This is a genomic window from [Limnothrix rosea] IAM M-220, from assembly GCF_001904615.1.
In the GTDB taxonomy this organism is placed as follows: domain Bacteria; phylum Cyanobacteriota; class Cyanobacteriia; order Cyanobacteriales; family MRBY01; genus MRBY01.
Genome location: NZ_MRBY01000026.1, coordinates 1 through 14557, shown reverse-complemented (window position 1 = coordinate 14557; position 14557 = coordinate 1). Strand labels below are relative to the sequence as shown.

The following is a 14557-nucleotide window of genomic DNA, read 5'->3' as shown; positions in this document are numbered from 1 at the left end:
AAAAGGAGACACGGAGAGGGAGAGACACGGGGAAGCAACGAAAATTTGCATTTTTTGAAAGCTAGTAGGATTGTTTGCATAGAAACATCTCTCGCTCTCTCGCTCTCCCATTCACCGCGTCGTACTTCCGAGCATGCTTAAGCAAAACTCACGTTATATTAGTGTCATAGGAAAGAAATTGTTTAAAGCCTCTAGCGACTATCACCACGCGTTGCGGAGGTTTTTTTGTGATATTTGTCACATATTTTTGGGTGTTGAGCCATGATTTTCCCGTAACGATGGGCAGGCGATCGCCTGATGATGTTCACGCAAAGTACGAAGTTTATATCACAGAGTTTTTCCTCATATCCCTTGATACTAAAGGCATAGAGACAAGCAACAATTTCTTTCCCTTGGAGCCTAAACCCATGGTTAGCGATTTACTTACAGTTTTAGAGGTTACGTCTGTTCTCGCAATTTTTTGCGGTGCATATGTCTTCTTTTTCCAGTGGTTAATTGTGACCCATTAAGGCTTAGGCTTTTTCTTTCTCATTCAGCAACAATTTCAATTTCTTTTTTGGAGTAAAAACCAAAATAATTAAGATTTCTTCTACGGAAGGAATTTTTTTGTTGTGAATAAACGGCGATCGCCCTCTTCTCAAAAATCCGTCATAATATTTTCACGACATCATTTATGCAAAATTAGCGAGTACCTATGACCGTTGCGCCCCTCAGTTGGACAGAACTTGAAGCCCTTACCGATTTTGAAATTGATCGCGTCAATGGCCCGACGAATGCCCAGTCAACCTTGAGATTATTTGGTAAATCTGAAGCCGATGTGCGGGTAACGCTCTACCGCGATAATCATGCTTGGTGTCCATACTGCCAAAAAGTTTGGCTGTGGCTAGAGGAAATGCGCGTGCCCTACCGCATCGAAAAGGTGACGATGTCTTGTTATGGCGAAAAGGAAGCTTGGTATAAACGCAAAGTGCCGTCTGGGATGTTGCCTGCTTTGGAATTAGACGGGCGCATGATTACCGAAAGCGACGATATTTTGTTAGCGCTAGAGCAAACTTTTGGGGCGTTAAAATTTGGCATGGAAGATCCGAGAGTTTTGCCCATGCGTCGCTTAGAAAGATTATTATTTCGCGCTTGGTGCAATTGGCTTTGTCGCCCACAGATTTTTCCGGGACAAGATAAAGATAGTCGTCGCAAATTTATCCAAGTTGTGGAGCAAGTCGAAAAAGCATTGGCTGCAACGCCTAGCCCCTATTTTCTAGAAGAATTTAGTACAGCAGATGTTATCTTTACGCCCTACGTTGAGCGGATGAATGCCAGCTTGTTTTATTACAAAGGTTATTCGCTGCGGGAAGAAAATCCGCGCATGTCCGACTGGTTTGATGCGATGGAATCTCGGGAAACTTATCGCGGCACCCAAAGTGACTTCCATACCCATGTCCATGATTTACCGCCACAAATGGGTGGGTGTTATGCCAATGGGGAAAAACAGGCGATCGCCAATCAGGTGCGGGTAGACGAAGGGGAATGGTTTGGCTTGCCCGACGTGAAATATCCAGAGCCAGAAAATGCCAAGCAAGAAGCCCTAAAACGAATGATTTTGCATCGTCGCAATATCGTTAAGGTAAATCCTGCCAATGATCAGTTTTTTGATCAGGCTTTGCGCTGCGCATTGACCACTATGATGACAGGCGAAACCTGCGAACCTCCTAAAGAATCCGATAAGGCTTTGCGGTATCTGCGCGATCGCGTCAATGTCCCTCGCGACATGTCCATTTATGCGGCGAAACATCTGCGAACAGCTTTGGAAAATACGGCAAAATTAGCGGGCGATCGCCAAGGAACACCAATTCCTGTGCGCCACCGCCGCGACCAAGATCCTGTGAATTTTCGGGCGTAAAGCACTAAAAAAAAGAAAAAAGAACGGCGATCGCCCCCTAGAGATTTCAGACAGCAAGAACTGATTTTTACGATAGCTTTTGCGCTAAAGCCTCTTCAATTTCTGAGCTGAGGGGTTGTGGTAATTGGCGTTTACGCATATCAGACCAGGCATCGAGAGGAATACGTTCCGCAGCCCAGTCTTTGTTCAAGCCTAATTTGTGATCGACAGGATGGAGGACGAAAACACCTCTTTTACTTTTCTTGAACGAAAAAGCATATCGCTGGATGAGAACATCGTTCCATTGGCCAGTGGTTGGGTCATAGACTTGGCAACTATCGGGAGTATTCGGGTCGCGGTCTTGATCAAAAGATCTTTTGTTAAATACTGTCTAATATTTGTAGATGCTCCCGATTTCTGATTTGAGCAGCACAACTAAGAGAGGCAGAAGAATCGTGCTAAGCCAAAAGTTTTCTAGTTGAAACATAAGAGTCCCGATCCGTCATATCTACTTGAACAGAATGGTATTGCAGCTTCTCTAGTTCGATAGGTCAGGATTAAATTTCTTTAGACTCTGTTGATTGTAGGTTTCAAAAAAAGACCAAATCGTCTCAAGCTACCTGACATATCCTGAAAAGGAATAGATATTTTAGATTCTAGTTTTGGTGCATCCCGACCTCGCCCCTTTCGACTATGACTGACCCCAAAGAAAAAGATAACCTCGCAACTAGCCGTAAATCTGGCAATAAAGCTGGCAGTTGGGTGCAGCGGCAACTCGTGAAATGGATGCCCCTTGGCGGTTCGGGCGGGATTTTACTCCATTCGATATTGGATAAAGATTGGGTTGTGTCGGCGTTGGCGGCTCCGTTTACGTTGGGTTCACTATTTTGGCTGTCCTACAGTGACGGCTTTATGAATAGTTTCGCGGCGGCAGCTGAGGAACTAGGCGACAAAGATGGCGAGAAAGCAGTTAAAGGAATAGAGGCATTACGGGCAAAGATTATTAGGGCAGTGCAATGGCGACTAGCGAAAACTGACGATAAATATCTGAAATGTCAGGCGAATCAAGTTAGCACCATCAGAACAGAAGGATTTGCAGGGGTCGTCCATCAGCTTGATCAGATTTTTGTGCCTCTACGTCTCAGTATCAGCAGTGATGGTTTAGTAAAGGCTGGGTTTAATCCTTTTCGGAAGCCAGAGCAAGAATTGGAACGGATGGAGCGTGAAGGCATTAGTGTTTGGAAACTGATTAAAAAAGCAAAAACAGATCCTATTTATCGACGGATAGCAGTGTTGGCATGGGGTGGGTATGGGAAAACGACTCTGATGCGTCATATTGCTTTTACATTGGGAAAAAAACGACAGGACAAACATCAAGTTGATCAATATTTACCCGTTTTAATTTATCTTCGAGAACTCCAAAAAAATTATCGATTCAAAGAGCTTTTTGAGAATGGTGGAATTAAAAAGTTCACATTACCCCAACTGATCGAAGATATTCATTTACCAAATTTACCGGGGGGGAGGAGAGTGAAGCTACCTTCAGGGTGGGCAGAAAATCACTTTTATGAAGGAAAGATGCTGGTGATGTTTGATGGATTTGATGAGGTGCGAAAGGAATGGCGGGAAGAGATCAGCAAGTGGATATATGCTCAGATGAAAGAGTATGACAAGTCTATTTTTTTTGTGACATCTAGGCCTGGAGCATTTAATGAAGATTATTTACTTTACCCTGACGCTAAAGTGTTTGCGCAGCCATTTAACCGTAAGCAGCAGAAAGAGTTTGTTCAACAATGGTATTTTCTGCGGGAGTATCGAGAATTAGAGTTGTCTGCATCTATACCTAGTCAAGATCTGACGGAGATAGATAAACGAGATAAAGCACAAAGTGAAGCAGAACGAAAAACAGAGGATTTACTCACACAGCTAAGTGAAAGAAAAGAGCTAGGAGCTTTAGCGCAAAATCCGCTGCTACTGAATATGATTGCGAACCTTCATGATTTTGGCTCGGATTTACCGCAGAGACGAGTAGAGCTTTATCAAGATATTTGTACACTTCAGCTGCGAGATCGCCCAAAGGCTCGGAACATTCAGATGTTATTGCCGGACACAAAAAGCCAGCCGATTTTACAAGGGGTAGCGTTGGCAGTATTGATTAAGCAGGATGAGCCGCGCATCCTTTATGAAGATTTAGTGGAACTGACCGCACAGCAAATTCAGAAGCTAGATTGTGATGAACTCGTTGATGTGCATCCGTTTCTAAAGCAAATTGAAGAGGTGAGTGAACTCATTGTTAAGCATGATAATGAACATGAATTTTCCCACTGGAGTTTTCAAGGGTTTCTCGCTGCAAAAGCACTAGCTAGACTTGGGGAAGAAGGATTAAATCTAATTAAAAAAAATATTGAAAGGACCGCTTGGGAAGAAGCAATTGTTCTTTATGCAGGATTAGTTCAGCCTGATTCATTATTGGAATTATGTTGTAACTTGCAAACTAAAACATCTATTAGCTTGGGTTTAAAATGTATCCGCGAACAAAAACGAAAAATCAATCCAGAAATTAAAACTAGATTAAGAGCATTACGATTTGAACGTTTAGAGAAATATTTACAGGATCAAGATTTTGCTAATGCAGATTTAGAAACTTGGCAGGTTATGTTGAATATTTCTGGGCGAGAACAAAATGGTTATTTAAGAGAAGACGACATCAAAGAATTTCCTTGTCAAGAACTTAATATGATTGATGAGTTATGGAGGCAATATAGCCAAACAGGAGATTATCCTAATGGCAAGTTTGGATTTAGTATTCAACAAGAAGTTTGGCTAGATTGTGCTATGGATCTAGAAAATCCTAAACCTAACGAAATTTACCAGAAATTTATAGCGACTATAGATTGGACAACTGACGGTGAACAGGAAATTCGTGCTGATTTTAGTGCGTCACACTTTTCAGTCAACAATGTATCCGGACATTTGCCACTGTGGGTTTTTGCAACTGGTGAGAGTAAAAAGATGATTATTTCTCTATTTTCGTGGAAACTCAGAAAGTGCCGATTCTAGTGATATATCGAAAGATTATGGTGATGATTGAAGGTATTTCATTTACACCATAATCCATCTATTGATAGTGAGCAAAACTGCTTGCTTAACGAACAAACCGAGGCATCATTTCTGCTGCTGTGAAGATTCCAGACAACCCTTGCTTCTGGAGCCAAACCCCAGTTTTGAGGTAACCGAATGCAGGACCACAAACATTGGCTGCCATGCTGGTTTCATCACCGAGGGTAAACGTGTGGGTTGAAAGCTTGCCCTCAAAGGTACGCCCAGTTACCTGAACATTAGTGCTGAGGGGCTTCTTTGGATTACGAGTATCCACAATGCCACCCACAGTCACTTGGTCACGGGAACAGATACCTGCCATTTCGAGCATCACATCATCAGCATGCTCCATATTTTCGAGGGAGATAATACCGTTAGTTTCGTCTAGTAAAGCTTCTACTTCTGCATCGGTCATGGCGCGTGCTTTTTCCACGTCAAATGCAGGCATGTGGGCAATGTCTTCCCGAATGGTGGCGCGGTAGGCTTCCCAGTTGGCGATACCCACACCAAAAGTGATTTTGACGCTGTGAATCTCTGCATAGCTCTGAGCTGCCACAGAAGCTGCCGCCGTTAACAGACCGGGCGTTGCACCACAGCCTGTCATATAGGTAATGCCTGCATCTTTTACGTCATCCCGCAGCGTAAAAATTTGCTCCATTGCACTGGTACGCTTCAATGCATCAACGAGAACGCCTTTCCAGCCAGACTTTACGAATTGGCGAGTCACATCAGCCATGAACGTATTGGGGAGGTTCGGCAACGCGAGAAAAAAGCCGTCAACATTAGAGTTTTCGATTAGGTCAGCAATGCTATCGTTACTCAGGACACCGCCATGTTTGACATGACCGACTGACCCTTGGGAGTTGTAGGTTGTAATGCAAGTGTTGGGGTCTAATCCTTCTGGATTGTAGACGTAGCCTTTTTTGTCGGCGGCGGCAACGAGAATCATTTCAGATTTTGGCGCGAGTACGCGGGCGGCTGCTTGCCCTAAGCCTCCGAAGCCTAAGACACCGACGCGGATGATATTACTCATAGATTTTTTCTCTGTAGAATTGAAATGTTTTTGGTGCGATAACGACTGTCTATTATCGACAGAAACTGGGCTAAATCCCACGAATTTTTCTTAAGGCAGCGACAAAAGTGGGGGGGAGTTTACGCATAATTTTGCCTTTCTCGCGGTCAATGCTGACAAGGACAACTTGGGCGGTGAGGTATAGTTCTTTGCCGTCGGGGGATTCGATCCGATTTTCCCATTCTATGCGTACGCCTTTCATCTCGCGCATACGAACTTTAACGATCGCCGCCATGCCCATGCGTAGGGGACGGTGATATTTGGCATTAAATTCCACGACGGGTAAATCACAGCCGAGTTTAACGAATTCGGCGTAGTCCATCCCGATAGATTTGAGACACATGACGCGGGCTTCTTCGAGCCAATTGATATAGTTGCCGTGCCAAACAATCCCAGCATAATCGGTGTGGTGGGGATAAACCGTGATGGGGTATTCGAACCAAGGTTCGCTGGTGGCGTGGAGGTCTGGGGTACGGGCGATCGCCGTGGTGGGAAGTTCTTTTGATTCGGTTGCCATCACACTTTCTCCGTCATCATTTTCTGATTAGGTGATTTTACAAAAAAACTAATGGATTTCGCCGCGCTGTAGACGTTTCATGTGGTTAAACAATTGCCAAGAATAGTCCGGCGATAGTTTTGCCGTCATAGCGCCCCGCATCACAATATAGAAATACCAGTCATCCGGCGGGATCTCTTGAGGTTCTTTGTCGACGACAACATAGGTGCGCACATTGCCGTAAACTTTGCCGCCACACTCGATGGCGATGGTTTCTTGGCGATAACCCTGATGGGGCACTTCTTCCCGAATATCGAGGCGATCGCTGACCCGCCAGGGCAATTTATACAGAACACCTTCTACATGGCTACCCCGATGGGGCACGACATCTAATACACCGCAGCTTTGACGCTTTGGGGAAAGGCGATTAAACCCTAATTTATAATCCCGCAAAATTCCCTTACCAATTACCAATGAATGGGCATCCTCTTCAATCGTTCGTCCTAGATCCACGGGACACATACAAGAACCGTAGGCGAAATAATAAAAACTTTCTAACTGTGTCGGTATATCAATCCGAGGGCTAGAGGTGTGATGGGTCTCAGCTTGGAGTGGAAAAGCAGCAGGATCAAAAGACATAGGCAATTTACCTCAAGGGGGTAAAAATAAACGAAAGGCTGGAGCTAAAGCAACAAAAAATCAACCCGGTGGCCAATCCATGGGGCGATCGCCGAGTAAATGTAGATGTAGATGAAAAACCGTTTGACCGCCATGCTCACCGTTGTTTATGACCACCCGAAATCCCTTGGCAAGCTTCTCTTGAGCCGCAATTTTTTGGACAACAAGCAAGAGGTGGCCGAGTAGCCCTTGATCTTCCGCCTCCGCCTTTTCCAACATGGGAATTGGTTTTTTCGGGATGACTAAGATATGAACAGGAGCCTGGGGGGTAATATCTCGAAAGGCTAGGGACAGATCATCTTCATAGACAATATCTGCTGGGATTTCCCGTCGAATAATTTTCTCGAAAAGCGTATCGCTCATGGACTGTAGCTTAAGTTGAGTCTATAGAGCGACATTGTATCTGCTTCCATCGGTCGACATTGTCTCTGTTAAGTTCGGTGAAGCAGTAAGTTATTTTTGATCACAAACGCAAAGAAAAGCTGAATTTCTTTGCTTACGCAACATATTGGCCTTAATATACTTGTTCTGAAGCCACGGCGATCGCCTAAAGACTGCCGCTGACTCCATAACAACAGCATTCAACTTCGCGTAAATTTGCTGGCGCGACACCGCGAAACAAAAGGTTTCAATATTCGAAACACAATGTCTTTGCCCCTTGAACGCTTCTACACTTTTCTCACAGGGAAAGATCTACTTTCTAAGGTACAAAATTCACCTTAGCCCTCTGCCCATAGATTGGCGACAGTTGAGCTCGACTGATTGTAACTTTATGTGTAAGATTTGACGGCTGGAACTTAATCAGCGGTTTCGCGACTTAAATCATTAGTTTTGTTTCGGTGCTAAGTTGATTTCCCCAGAGACAGATAGATCACGGTTTATTGTGATCACACGCACAGCAAAAAGTACGGATTCTTCAGAATATATTGCGTACATGCTTTCTCAGAGAAACGTGCATCTTTAGACAATCCTAAAACTGTCATAGTTATATGTTTTATCCGTCCTATTTCAACACACAATAAAAACACAATTTTAGCTTGGAGTTTATTGCTCAATCATGACCCAGATCACCTACCTCAAATTTATCAATTTCCTCAGGGAAGAGTTGTCCATTCCCGGCGAATCGATTTCTGTGATTGATCGTCACTGGCAAAAGAATTCTGCTTTGTCTCCTTTACCAATGGTGCTCTGGCAGTATGGTTTGGTGACCCTTGAGCAGTTAGACCGTATTTATGATTGGCTGGCGGCTGTTTAGGTCGTTCATGGGCGATCGCCTACTTTGTATTTTTTTCAATGATAATCCTTACCTTGGTTTCTAAGTTTCCAGAATCTCCTTTGCCCAAGCCGATAGCTACAAACTAATCGCGTTTCGAGGCAATAATCTAGGCGACATTATGACTTTTACAATCTATATTTTCGGGGTGGGTGCAGATCGCTTTGATCTCACCCATTCTTGCTATTGGTCGGACAGTTTGCTGGTGGCTGATTGTGGTGCTGTTTCAATTTTGTAACGCCGGACATATTCGAGAAAAGGAGTCGTTAAGCTGGAGACAAATCTAGTGAATGTAATGTCCATGACTCCAGAACTGGCTGCTCCCCCTGATATTGAGAATTTGGCGATCGCCACGTTTAATTTAACGAAACGCTTTGATCGCCATGTTGCGGTCAACGATCTAGAGCTGCAAGTCCAGTCTGGCGAAGTGTACGGACTGATCGGCCCCAATGGCGCAGGGAAAACAACCCTAATCCGAATGTTGGCCACAGCGGAAGAACCGACTCTGGGTGATATTTATATTCACGGCGATCGCCTCAGACGAGACGACAGCAATCCCCACATCAAACAACGACTCGGCTATTTACCAGACGATTTTCCCCTCTACGACGATTTAACCGTTTGGGATTATTTAGATTATTTTGCACGTTTATATAACCTCCGCCAGCCGAGGAGGCGCAGACGGCTAAGTGAAGTTTTAGAACTGGTGCAACTGACCCATAAGCGAGACGATCGCATTGCCACCCTGTCGCGGGGGATGAAACAGCGTCTCAGTCTTGCCCGTACCATTATCCATGAGCCTTTATTGCTGTTGCTCGATGAACCTGTCTCTGGCCTTGACCCCATTGCCCGGATGCAGTTTCGCGAAATCATTAAGGTTTTACAGGAAGCGGGCATGACGATTTTGATTTCTTCCCACGTCCTCAGTGACTTGGCAGAGCTTTGTTCCTCCGTGGGTATTATGGAATTAGGTTATCTCGTTGAAAGTACTTCCCTCGGTGATTTGTACCAGCGGCTGTCCCGTCAACATTTAGTGATTTCAACCCTAGAATCCCTTGATGCCCTTGAAAGCGAACTGAAAAATAATGCTCTAGTGCGTAATTGGGAAAGGGCAACGCCATCAAAACTAGGCGATCGCCAAGGTAGTGGCGGCCATCGGCTTAAAGTTGAATTTGACGGCACACCGGAAGATAGCACCCAGCTCTTGAAGAACCTTGTAGCTGCCAATATTGCCGTGTCGGAGTTTTACGCCAAAACTGAAGATTTAGAAAGTATTTTCCTCAAGCTAGGCCACCAGCAAACTAGTTAAACTTTGTCGTTTTTATCGTTTCTTCTCCTATTGCACCTTAAAAAGAACCATGTTTTTAAATAAATGGATTGACCGTGTTGGCGACTGGAATCCCCAGTTATTTCGAGAACTCAAAGGCCGGCTGACATTAAAATCCCTCGGTTTAATAGCGTTAGTTTCTGGCATTGTCCAGAGTCTGATTTTCTTTAGCTTTTCTAGCTCGCTACCCTATGCGGGGCAAAGTACGAGCCACTATTGTGTTGGCACTGCTCCCGCTGGTGCAGATCCCAACCATTATCTCTATACCAGTAATAGCTGGTGTATTGAAGATGCCCTCGGTAATATTACGACGATCAATTGGCCGCTGTGGTGGACTGAAATGTTCATGACCCTCACCTTAATGGGTTTCTTTGGACTATTAGTTGGCGGTACATATTTGCTCATCCAAGATTTAAGTAAGGAGCAGCGTCAAGGCACGTTGAATTTTGTGACGTTAACGCCCCAGTCTGCTTGGGCGATCGCCCTCGGTAAGATTTTGGGGGTGCCGACCTTTGTCTACGGCATGATTGCCTTTGCTCTGCCGCTACATCTATGGGCTGCAATCCAAGGTGGTATTCCCTTACATCTAGTCTTGATTTTTTATGGTGTTTTGGCGGCTTGTTTGCTTTTTACTTTTAGTGGGGCGATGCTCTATGCCCTCGTCGGGAAGGGGGGCACTGCTTTAAAAGCTTGGCTCGCCAGTGGGGCGCTGTTCTATACCGCTTCGATAAGCACGTTATTCATCATGCATGAATCTGCCCATGCGGCGAATGTGATGGACGCATTGATTTTGCTTAATCCCATGCATTTACTGCAATACTTGATCGGGGCAACGGCGATCGCCGACCAAACAGACTGGTTTCGGTACGATAGTCTTAGCGAAATTTCGTTCTATGGCATTCCTGTGTGGGGGTCTGCGCTGGGGGCAATTCTGGGTCACTTTACTATTTATGGTGTCGGTACGTACTGGTGCGCCCAAGCCTTTAAGCGCAAGTTCCACAATGCCCAGGGGACACTCATTAGCAAAACTCAAAGTTATTGGTTAACGGCTTCTTTGGTGACTGCTAGTCTTGGGTTTACGATGCAAGAACCTTATTATTTGCCATCGGATTACAATGGTTGGCTCATAAATTTTGGGCTGCTTGCTGTTGGTTGTGTGTTGTATATGTTGCTATTGGTTGCTGCTTTATCGCCTTCATTTCAGTCTGTTCAAGACTGGAGTCGTTACCAAGGCAAGTATGGCTGGCAAGAATGGCTCTTTGGGGAGCGTAGCCCGGCAATTTGGGCGATCGCCTTAAATATTGTGATCGGTTTTCTGCCGATGATTGTGTCTGGATTTGTCCTCATCGAAAGGAAATATATCTGGCAGTTTTCCAGTGGATTAGTGATGCAAGGCTTGATCACGATGCTGATCGCGACTGCGGGTATGTTGGTTCTGCTAAATCGCCACCGTAAACGCTCTGTTGCTGCGATGGTGGTGGTGGTGGGTTGTGTGGTGTTGCCTGTGGTGACCTTGGCGATCGCCGCGACGCAACCAGAATTTACCCCAGCGCCTTGGCTCTGGACGGTTGCCCCCGTGATGGTGACCCAATTTACGGGAACGGCAACGATTTTGGCGACCTTATTAGGACAGGTGGCGGCGATCGCTGCATTACATCAGGTGATGAAAAAACGACTACAGCACATTGGTGCTTCTGAGATGAAACAATTATTGGCCAATGCCCCCAAAAGTATTGCCTAGATGGAATTCTGCTTGTTTTCTTGATTTTTTGTAGATCTGACTATTTTTGCCGTTATGACACAGCTACTCGACCACATTGGTGATTGGAATCCCCAGCTCTTTCGGGAGTTGAAGGGGCGTTTCCGGCGACGGAATTTGGCGATCGCCATCGGCACATCCTTGGTTGCCCAGCTCCTCATGCTGTTGGGTTATCTCGGCTCCTTGCCCGATCCATTACTAAAAAATACCTATAGCCGTTACTGCACAGGTTATAACGACGAATATTGGCGCTCCTCCTACGAATGCATTGCCACAACCATGGGAGATACCTGGGACATCAACTGGCAGCTGTGGAATTTAGATCTGTTTGTTTGTCTTACCATTGTTGGCATGGGTCTACTGCTCATTGTCGGTTCCCATTTAATTAGTGCAGATCTGATTAAGGAAGAAAAACGGGGCACTATGGGCTTCGTTCGCTTGAGTCCCCAGGCATTACACCGCATTATCATTGGCAAAATTCTTGGGGTTCCCAGTCTTGTGTATCTCGGCATTGCCTTGGCTTTGCCTTTACATTTCTGGGCTGGTTTACAGGCTGGTATCGCGTTGCCTTGGATTGGGATGGTTTATCTCGTGGCGATCGCCGCCTGTATCGCATCCTATAGTTTGTCCACGATGTGGAGCTTTGTGGGGCAGGATTTCTTCGGCGGTTTTCAAGCATGGTTATATAGCGGCGCTTTAGGCTTTTACCTGATGATTATGACCATTGCAGGGCTAGAATCAAACCTGCCTAGTAATACCCCCTTTGACTGGTTGAGAATGTTCTATCCGGGGAATATTTTCTACTACCTCGTGGATGGCAATAGCCTTGATGTAGAGATGGTGCATTATTTTGAGCCGAATGGTTGGTTTGCGATGGAGTGGTTCCATTCGACGGGCTGGTCTGTGGGTTTACTCGGTCTGGGTTTAATGGCTGGTCATTATTTCGTCTTAACGGCGATCGCCTGGCAGGGGATTCAGCGGCGCTTCTACGAGCCTCAAGCGACGATGATCTCGAAGCGAACTGCCTACGCAGTAGCAATTTTAACCACATTTTTGATGACTGGTTTTGCCGCTGTGGGCGAACGCGAATATCGCTTAATGGACAATTTTGAAACATTACAAGTTTTTTCCCTCGCGCTATTTTTCTCTTTAACTTTTTGTCTCACGCCGACACGTCAGCGGGTACAAGATTGGTTTAGAGATCGTCATACCGGCCGTTATGCCCAGCGGTTTTGGAGTGATTTACTGTGGGGCGATCGCAGTCCCGCACTATTGGCGATCGGTGTAATGCTCCTGCTCTCTACCGGGCTTATGGCGATTGTTGCGGCGAATGACCCATTTTTAGAATCAAAAATTGCGGTGATCCAGGGACTAATTTTGCAAGCTGGCTTTCTCTTTATTTGTGCTTGTATTGTGCAATTTATTTTCTTACAAACTCGAAAACGTAACATGATGTTAGTGGCCTCCCTCGGTACATTGACCATTGCCCCCTTCTTGATTTTTGTTATCTTTAACCATCGTTTTCCCTCAGTTGTCGCCTTAGGCTTATTCTCCGCCTTCCCCATTCAGGCTTCTGTCGAGGCCATTTCAGCCCTTGCCTTGTGGGCGATCGCCGGTCAGTGGGTCGCCATGGTCGCAGGAGCTCGCTACATCCAAACATCTATCCATCGCTTAGGCGCTTCCGAACTAAAGACTTTACTGACCCCTGCCGCCAGATCCTCAAAAAACGTGCTAACCTAGAAAGCTGATTAGGGGCACGTGGCTCAGTTGGATAGAGCATCAGATTCCGGTTCTGAGGGTCGGGGGTTCGAATCCCTCCGTGCTCGCTCCGCACTTTATTTTTAGGCGTACTTAGACATAATCAACAAACAAGATTTATTCTGTCTACTAAAAACTTTGGGACGATCAATGTTAAACATTGGTCGTTTTTTATTGACATTTCCAAAAGTCCTTCGAGTAGATTGTTATACTGATTTATTAAGTTTTCTCTAGAAGTAACACTGTCTGAAAATATGTCGGCTGAACCCATCTCACCCATCACCTTACCGCCGATTACCGATCCTGAGCTTGAAGGAGAATGGTTACGGCGATCGCTCCAAAAATGGCTAGACGAAGAATTTTTACCAGAACCGGCCAATATCAAAATTGCCGAACGAGCTAAGCAAATTTATGTGCGTCAGCGGCTCGAGGGCGAAAATGACCTAGGCTCTCTCGTCATTGCAATTGTGACTGAAATGCGCGCCTTTAACTTTAAAGAATCCTTCTATGGTGAGTTTGCTGTTGCCAATGCCGTTAGTGATCTTATTCTCGACAGCCTCGGCATTGATCGCTGCTGCGGCAACTAATAATGTGTTTCCCACCAAGCATCAAACCTGAACGGCTCTAATTACGATCGGTTTAGCTGCTTTTTATCTGTCATGGACAGACTATGGCGATCGCCAAAAAAATTGAGCCCATTTACAGGCTGAAAACCTTACTTTACAAGAATTGAATCCGGTGAATTTCGACTAATTTTAGTGACCTTCGCCGTAGCTTCGTGTTTCGGTCAATGGATACTCCTGTGACTAAAATCACCCGAAGTATAGACACTTATCCATTGCTCCCTGTAATGGTTATCGGCTCGCCCTCTGACGAAGTTCATATTTAAGTCACCAATACCGTCACAGCGATTTCCTTGGCATAGCAGGATACTAAAGGCATAGAGACAAGCAATAATTTCTTTTGCGTCGATGGAGTCAATACCAATGTCAATTCAAACTGTTCTCGAAACTGCTCTAATCCAAAATTTCATTACCCCAGAAATGAAAGCTGTGATTACCCAGTCTTTATGGTCTGACGAAATGACCCAGCAGCAGTTAAATATGGTTCAAATTCTGGCTGAAAATTTAAAATCTGGCAAAACCCAAGTTATTGTGGCGTAGCTAACGTGAGTTTTGCTTAAGCATGCTCGGAAGTACGACGCGGTGAATGGGAGAGC

At 45.3% G+C, this 14557-nt stretch carries 14 protein-coding genes and 1 tRNA gene; 10 read left to right on the top strand and 5 right to left on the bottom strand.

Going from position 1 to position 14557, the window contains the following annotated elements:
• The first annotated feature begins 227 nt into the window (after positions 1 to 227).
• Positions 228 to 509 carry a hypothetical protein gene (locus tag NIES208_RS11230; protein WP_075892765.1) on the top strand — a complete coding sequence of 94 codons (282 nt, stop codon included), beginning with the start codon at positions 228 to 230 and terminating at the stop codon, positions 507 to 509.
• 185 nt (positions 510 to 694) lie between these two features.
• Positions 695 to 1897, top strand: coding sequence for a glutathione S-transferase family protein (locus NIES208_RS11225; RefSeq protein WP_075892763.1), 1203 nt, complete (start codon positions 695 to 697; stop codon positions 1895 to 1897).
• Between the two features lie 67 nt (positions 1898 to 1964).
• Here the strand turns inward: NIES208_RS11225 and NIES208_RS19675 are convergent, their stop codons facing one another.
• The gene (locus NIES208_RS19675) at positions 1965 to 2087 is read right to left on the bottom strand and encodes a hypothetical protein (protein WP_282956448.1); all 123 of its coding nucleotides are present in this window, start codon (positions 2085 to 2087) and stop codon (positions 1965 to 1967) included.
• 701 nt (positions 2088 to 2788) lie between these two features.
• On the opposite strand from NIES208_RS19675, the gene NIES208_RS11220 reads away from it, so the two are divergent.
• A complete protein-coding gene (locus tag NIES208_RS11220; protein WP_171971757.1) occupies positions 2789 to 4936 on the top strand; it encodes a GUN4 domain-containing protein in 2148 nt (715 codons plus the stop codon).
• Between the two features lie 85 nt (positions 4937 to 5021).
• Here NIES208_RS11220 and bioU read toward each other — a convergent pair whose 3' ends face one another.
• From bioU to NIES208_RS11200, 4 genes are all read right to left on the bottom strand, one after another.
• On the bottom strand, positions 5022 to 6008 hold the full coding sequence (gene bioU, locus NIES208_RS11215; RefSeq protein WP_075892759.1) for a (S)-8-amino-7-oxononanoate synthase BioU: 987 nt from the start codon (positions 6006 to 6008) through the stop codon (positions 5022 to 5024).
• A gap of 70 nt (positions 6009 to 6078) precedes the next feature.
• On the bottom strand, positions 6079 to 6564 hold the full coding sequence (locus NIES208_RS11210) for an acyl-CoA thioesterase (RefSeq protein WP_075892757.1): 486 nt from the start codon (positions 6562 to 6564) through the stop codon (positions 6079 to 6081).
• 48 nt (positions 6565 to 6612) lie between these two features.
• Entirely contained in the window at positions 6613 to 7182 is a 570-nt protein-coding gene (locus tag NIES208_RS11205) for a gamma-glutamylcyclotransferase (protein WP_075892755.1), read from the bottom strand.
• A gap of 60 nt (positions 7183 to 7242) precedes the next feature.
• The gene (locus NIES208_RS11200) at positions 7243 to 7584 is read right to left on the bottom strand and encodes a histidine triad nucleotide-binding protein (RefSeq protein ID WP_075892753.1); all 342 of its coding nucleotides are present in this window, start codon (positions 7582 to 7584) and stop codon (positions 7243 to 7245) included.
• Between the two features lie 694 nt (positions 7585 to 8278).
• Between NIES208_RS11200 and NIES208_RS11195 the strand changes: the two genes are divergently transcribed.
• The 7 genes from NIES208_RS11195 to NIES208_RS18985 all read left to right on the top strand — a co-directional run bounded on the left by NIES208_RS11195 (position 8279) and on the right by NIES208_RS18985 (position 14501).
• Complete coding sequence (locus NIES208_RS11195; RefSeq protein WP_075892751.1) at positions 8279 to 8476, top strand: DUF2949 domain-containing protein; 198 nt, start codon at positions 8279 to 8281, stop codon at positions 8474 to 8476.
• A gap of 313 nt (positions 8477 to 8789) precedes the next feature.
• A complete protein-coding gene (locus tag NIES208_RS11190) occupies positions 8790 to 9803 on the top strand; it encodes an ABC transporter ATP-binding protein (RefSeq protein WP_225875298.1) in 1014 nt (337 codons plus the stop codon).
• A gap of 49 nt (positions 9804 to 9852) precedes the next feature.
• Positions 9853 to 11562 (top strand): hypothetical protein, encoded by a 1710-nt coding sequence (locus tag NIES208_RS11185; RefSeq protein ID WP_075892748.1) that lies wholly within the window; start codon positions 9853 to 9855, stop codon positions 11560 to 11562.
• 54 nt (positions 11563 to 11616) lie between these two features.
• Positions 11617 to 13320, top strand: a complete 1704-nt coding sequence (locus NIES208_RS11180) for a hypothetical protein (protein ID WP_075892746.1) — start codon at positions 11617 to 11619, stop codon at positions 13318 to 13320.
• A 12-nt stretch (positions 13321 to 13332) separates the two neighbouring features.
• Positions 13333 to 13406 (top strand) — tRNA-Arg (locus NIES208_RS11175).
• A gap of 186 nt (positions 13407 to 13592) precedes the next feature.
• Positions 13593 to 13925: a hypothetical protein gene (locus NIES208_RS11170; RefSeq protein WP_075892744.1), complete on the top strand. Its 333-nt coding sequence runs from the start codon at positions 13593 to 13595 to the stop codon at positions 13923 to 13925.
• 399 nt (positions 13926 to 14324) lie between these two features.
• The gene (locus NIES208_RS18985; protein ID WP_171971756.1) at positions 14325 to 14501 is read left to right on the top strand and encodes a hypothetical protein; all 177 of its coding nucleotides are present in this window, start codon (positions 14325 to 14327) and stop codon (positions 14499 to 14501) included.
• The last annotated feature ends 56 nt before the right edge of the window (positions 14502 to 14557 follow it).

What these genes read in the sequence shown, in the direction of transcription:
- NIES208_RS11225 (WP_075892763.1), top strand. Translation starts at nt 695, where the DNA reads ATGACCGTTGCGCCCCTCAGTTGGACAGAACTTGAAGCCCTTACCGAT.
- NIES208_RS11220 (WP_171971757.1), top strand. Translation starts at nt 2,789, where the DNA reads ATGAATAGTTTCGCGGCGGCAGCTGAGGAACTAGGCGACAAAGATGGC.
- bioU (WP_075892759.1), bottom strand. Translation starts at nt 6,008, where the DNA reads ATGAGTAATATCATCCGCGTCGGTGTCTTAGGCTTCGGAGGCTTAGGG.
- NIES208_RS11210 (WP_075892757.1), bottom strand. Translation starts at nt 6,564, where the DNA reads ATGGCAACCGAATCAAAAGAACTTCCCACCACGGCGATCGCCCGTACC.
- NIES208_RS11205 (WP_075892755.1), bottom strand. Translation starts at nt 7,182, where the DNA reads ATGTCTTTTGATCCTGCTGCTTTTCCACTCCAAGCTGAGACCCATCAC.
- NIES208_RS11200 (WP_075892753.1), bottom strand. Translation starts at nt 7,584, where the DNA reads ATGAGCGATACGCTTTTCGAGAAAATTATTCGACGGGAAATCCCAGCA.
- NIES208_RS11195 (WP_075892751.1), top strand. Translation starts at nt 8,279, where the DNA reads ATGACCCAGATCACCTACCTCAAATTTATCAATTTCCTCAGGGAAGAG.
- NIES208_RS11190 (WP_225875298.1), top strand. Translation starts at nt 8,790, where the DNA reads ATGTCCATGACTCCAGAACTGGCTGCTCCCCCTGATATTGAGAATTTG.
- NIES208_RS11185 (WP_075892748.1), top strand. Translation starts at nt 9,853, where the DNA reads ATGTTTTTAAATAAATGGATTGACCGTGTTGGCGACTGGAATCCCCAG.
- NIES208_RS11180 (WP_075892746.1), top strand. Translation starts at nt 11,617, where the DNA reads ATGACACAGCTACTCGACCACATTGGTGATTGGAATCCCCAGCTCTTT.
- NIES208_RS11170 (WP_075892744.1), top strand. Translation starts at nt 13,593, where the DNA reads ATGTCGGCTGAACCCATCTCACCCATCACCTTACCGCCGATTACCGAT.
- NIES208_RS18985 (WP_171971756.1), top strand. Translation starts at nt 14,325, where the DNA reads ATGTCAATTCAAACTGTTCTCGAAACTGCTCTAATCCAAAATTTCATT.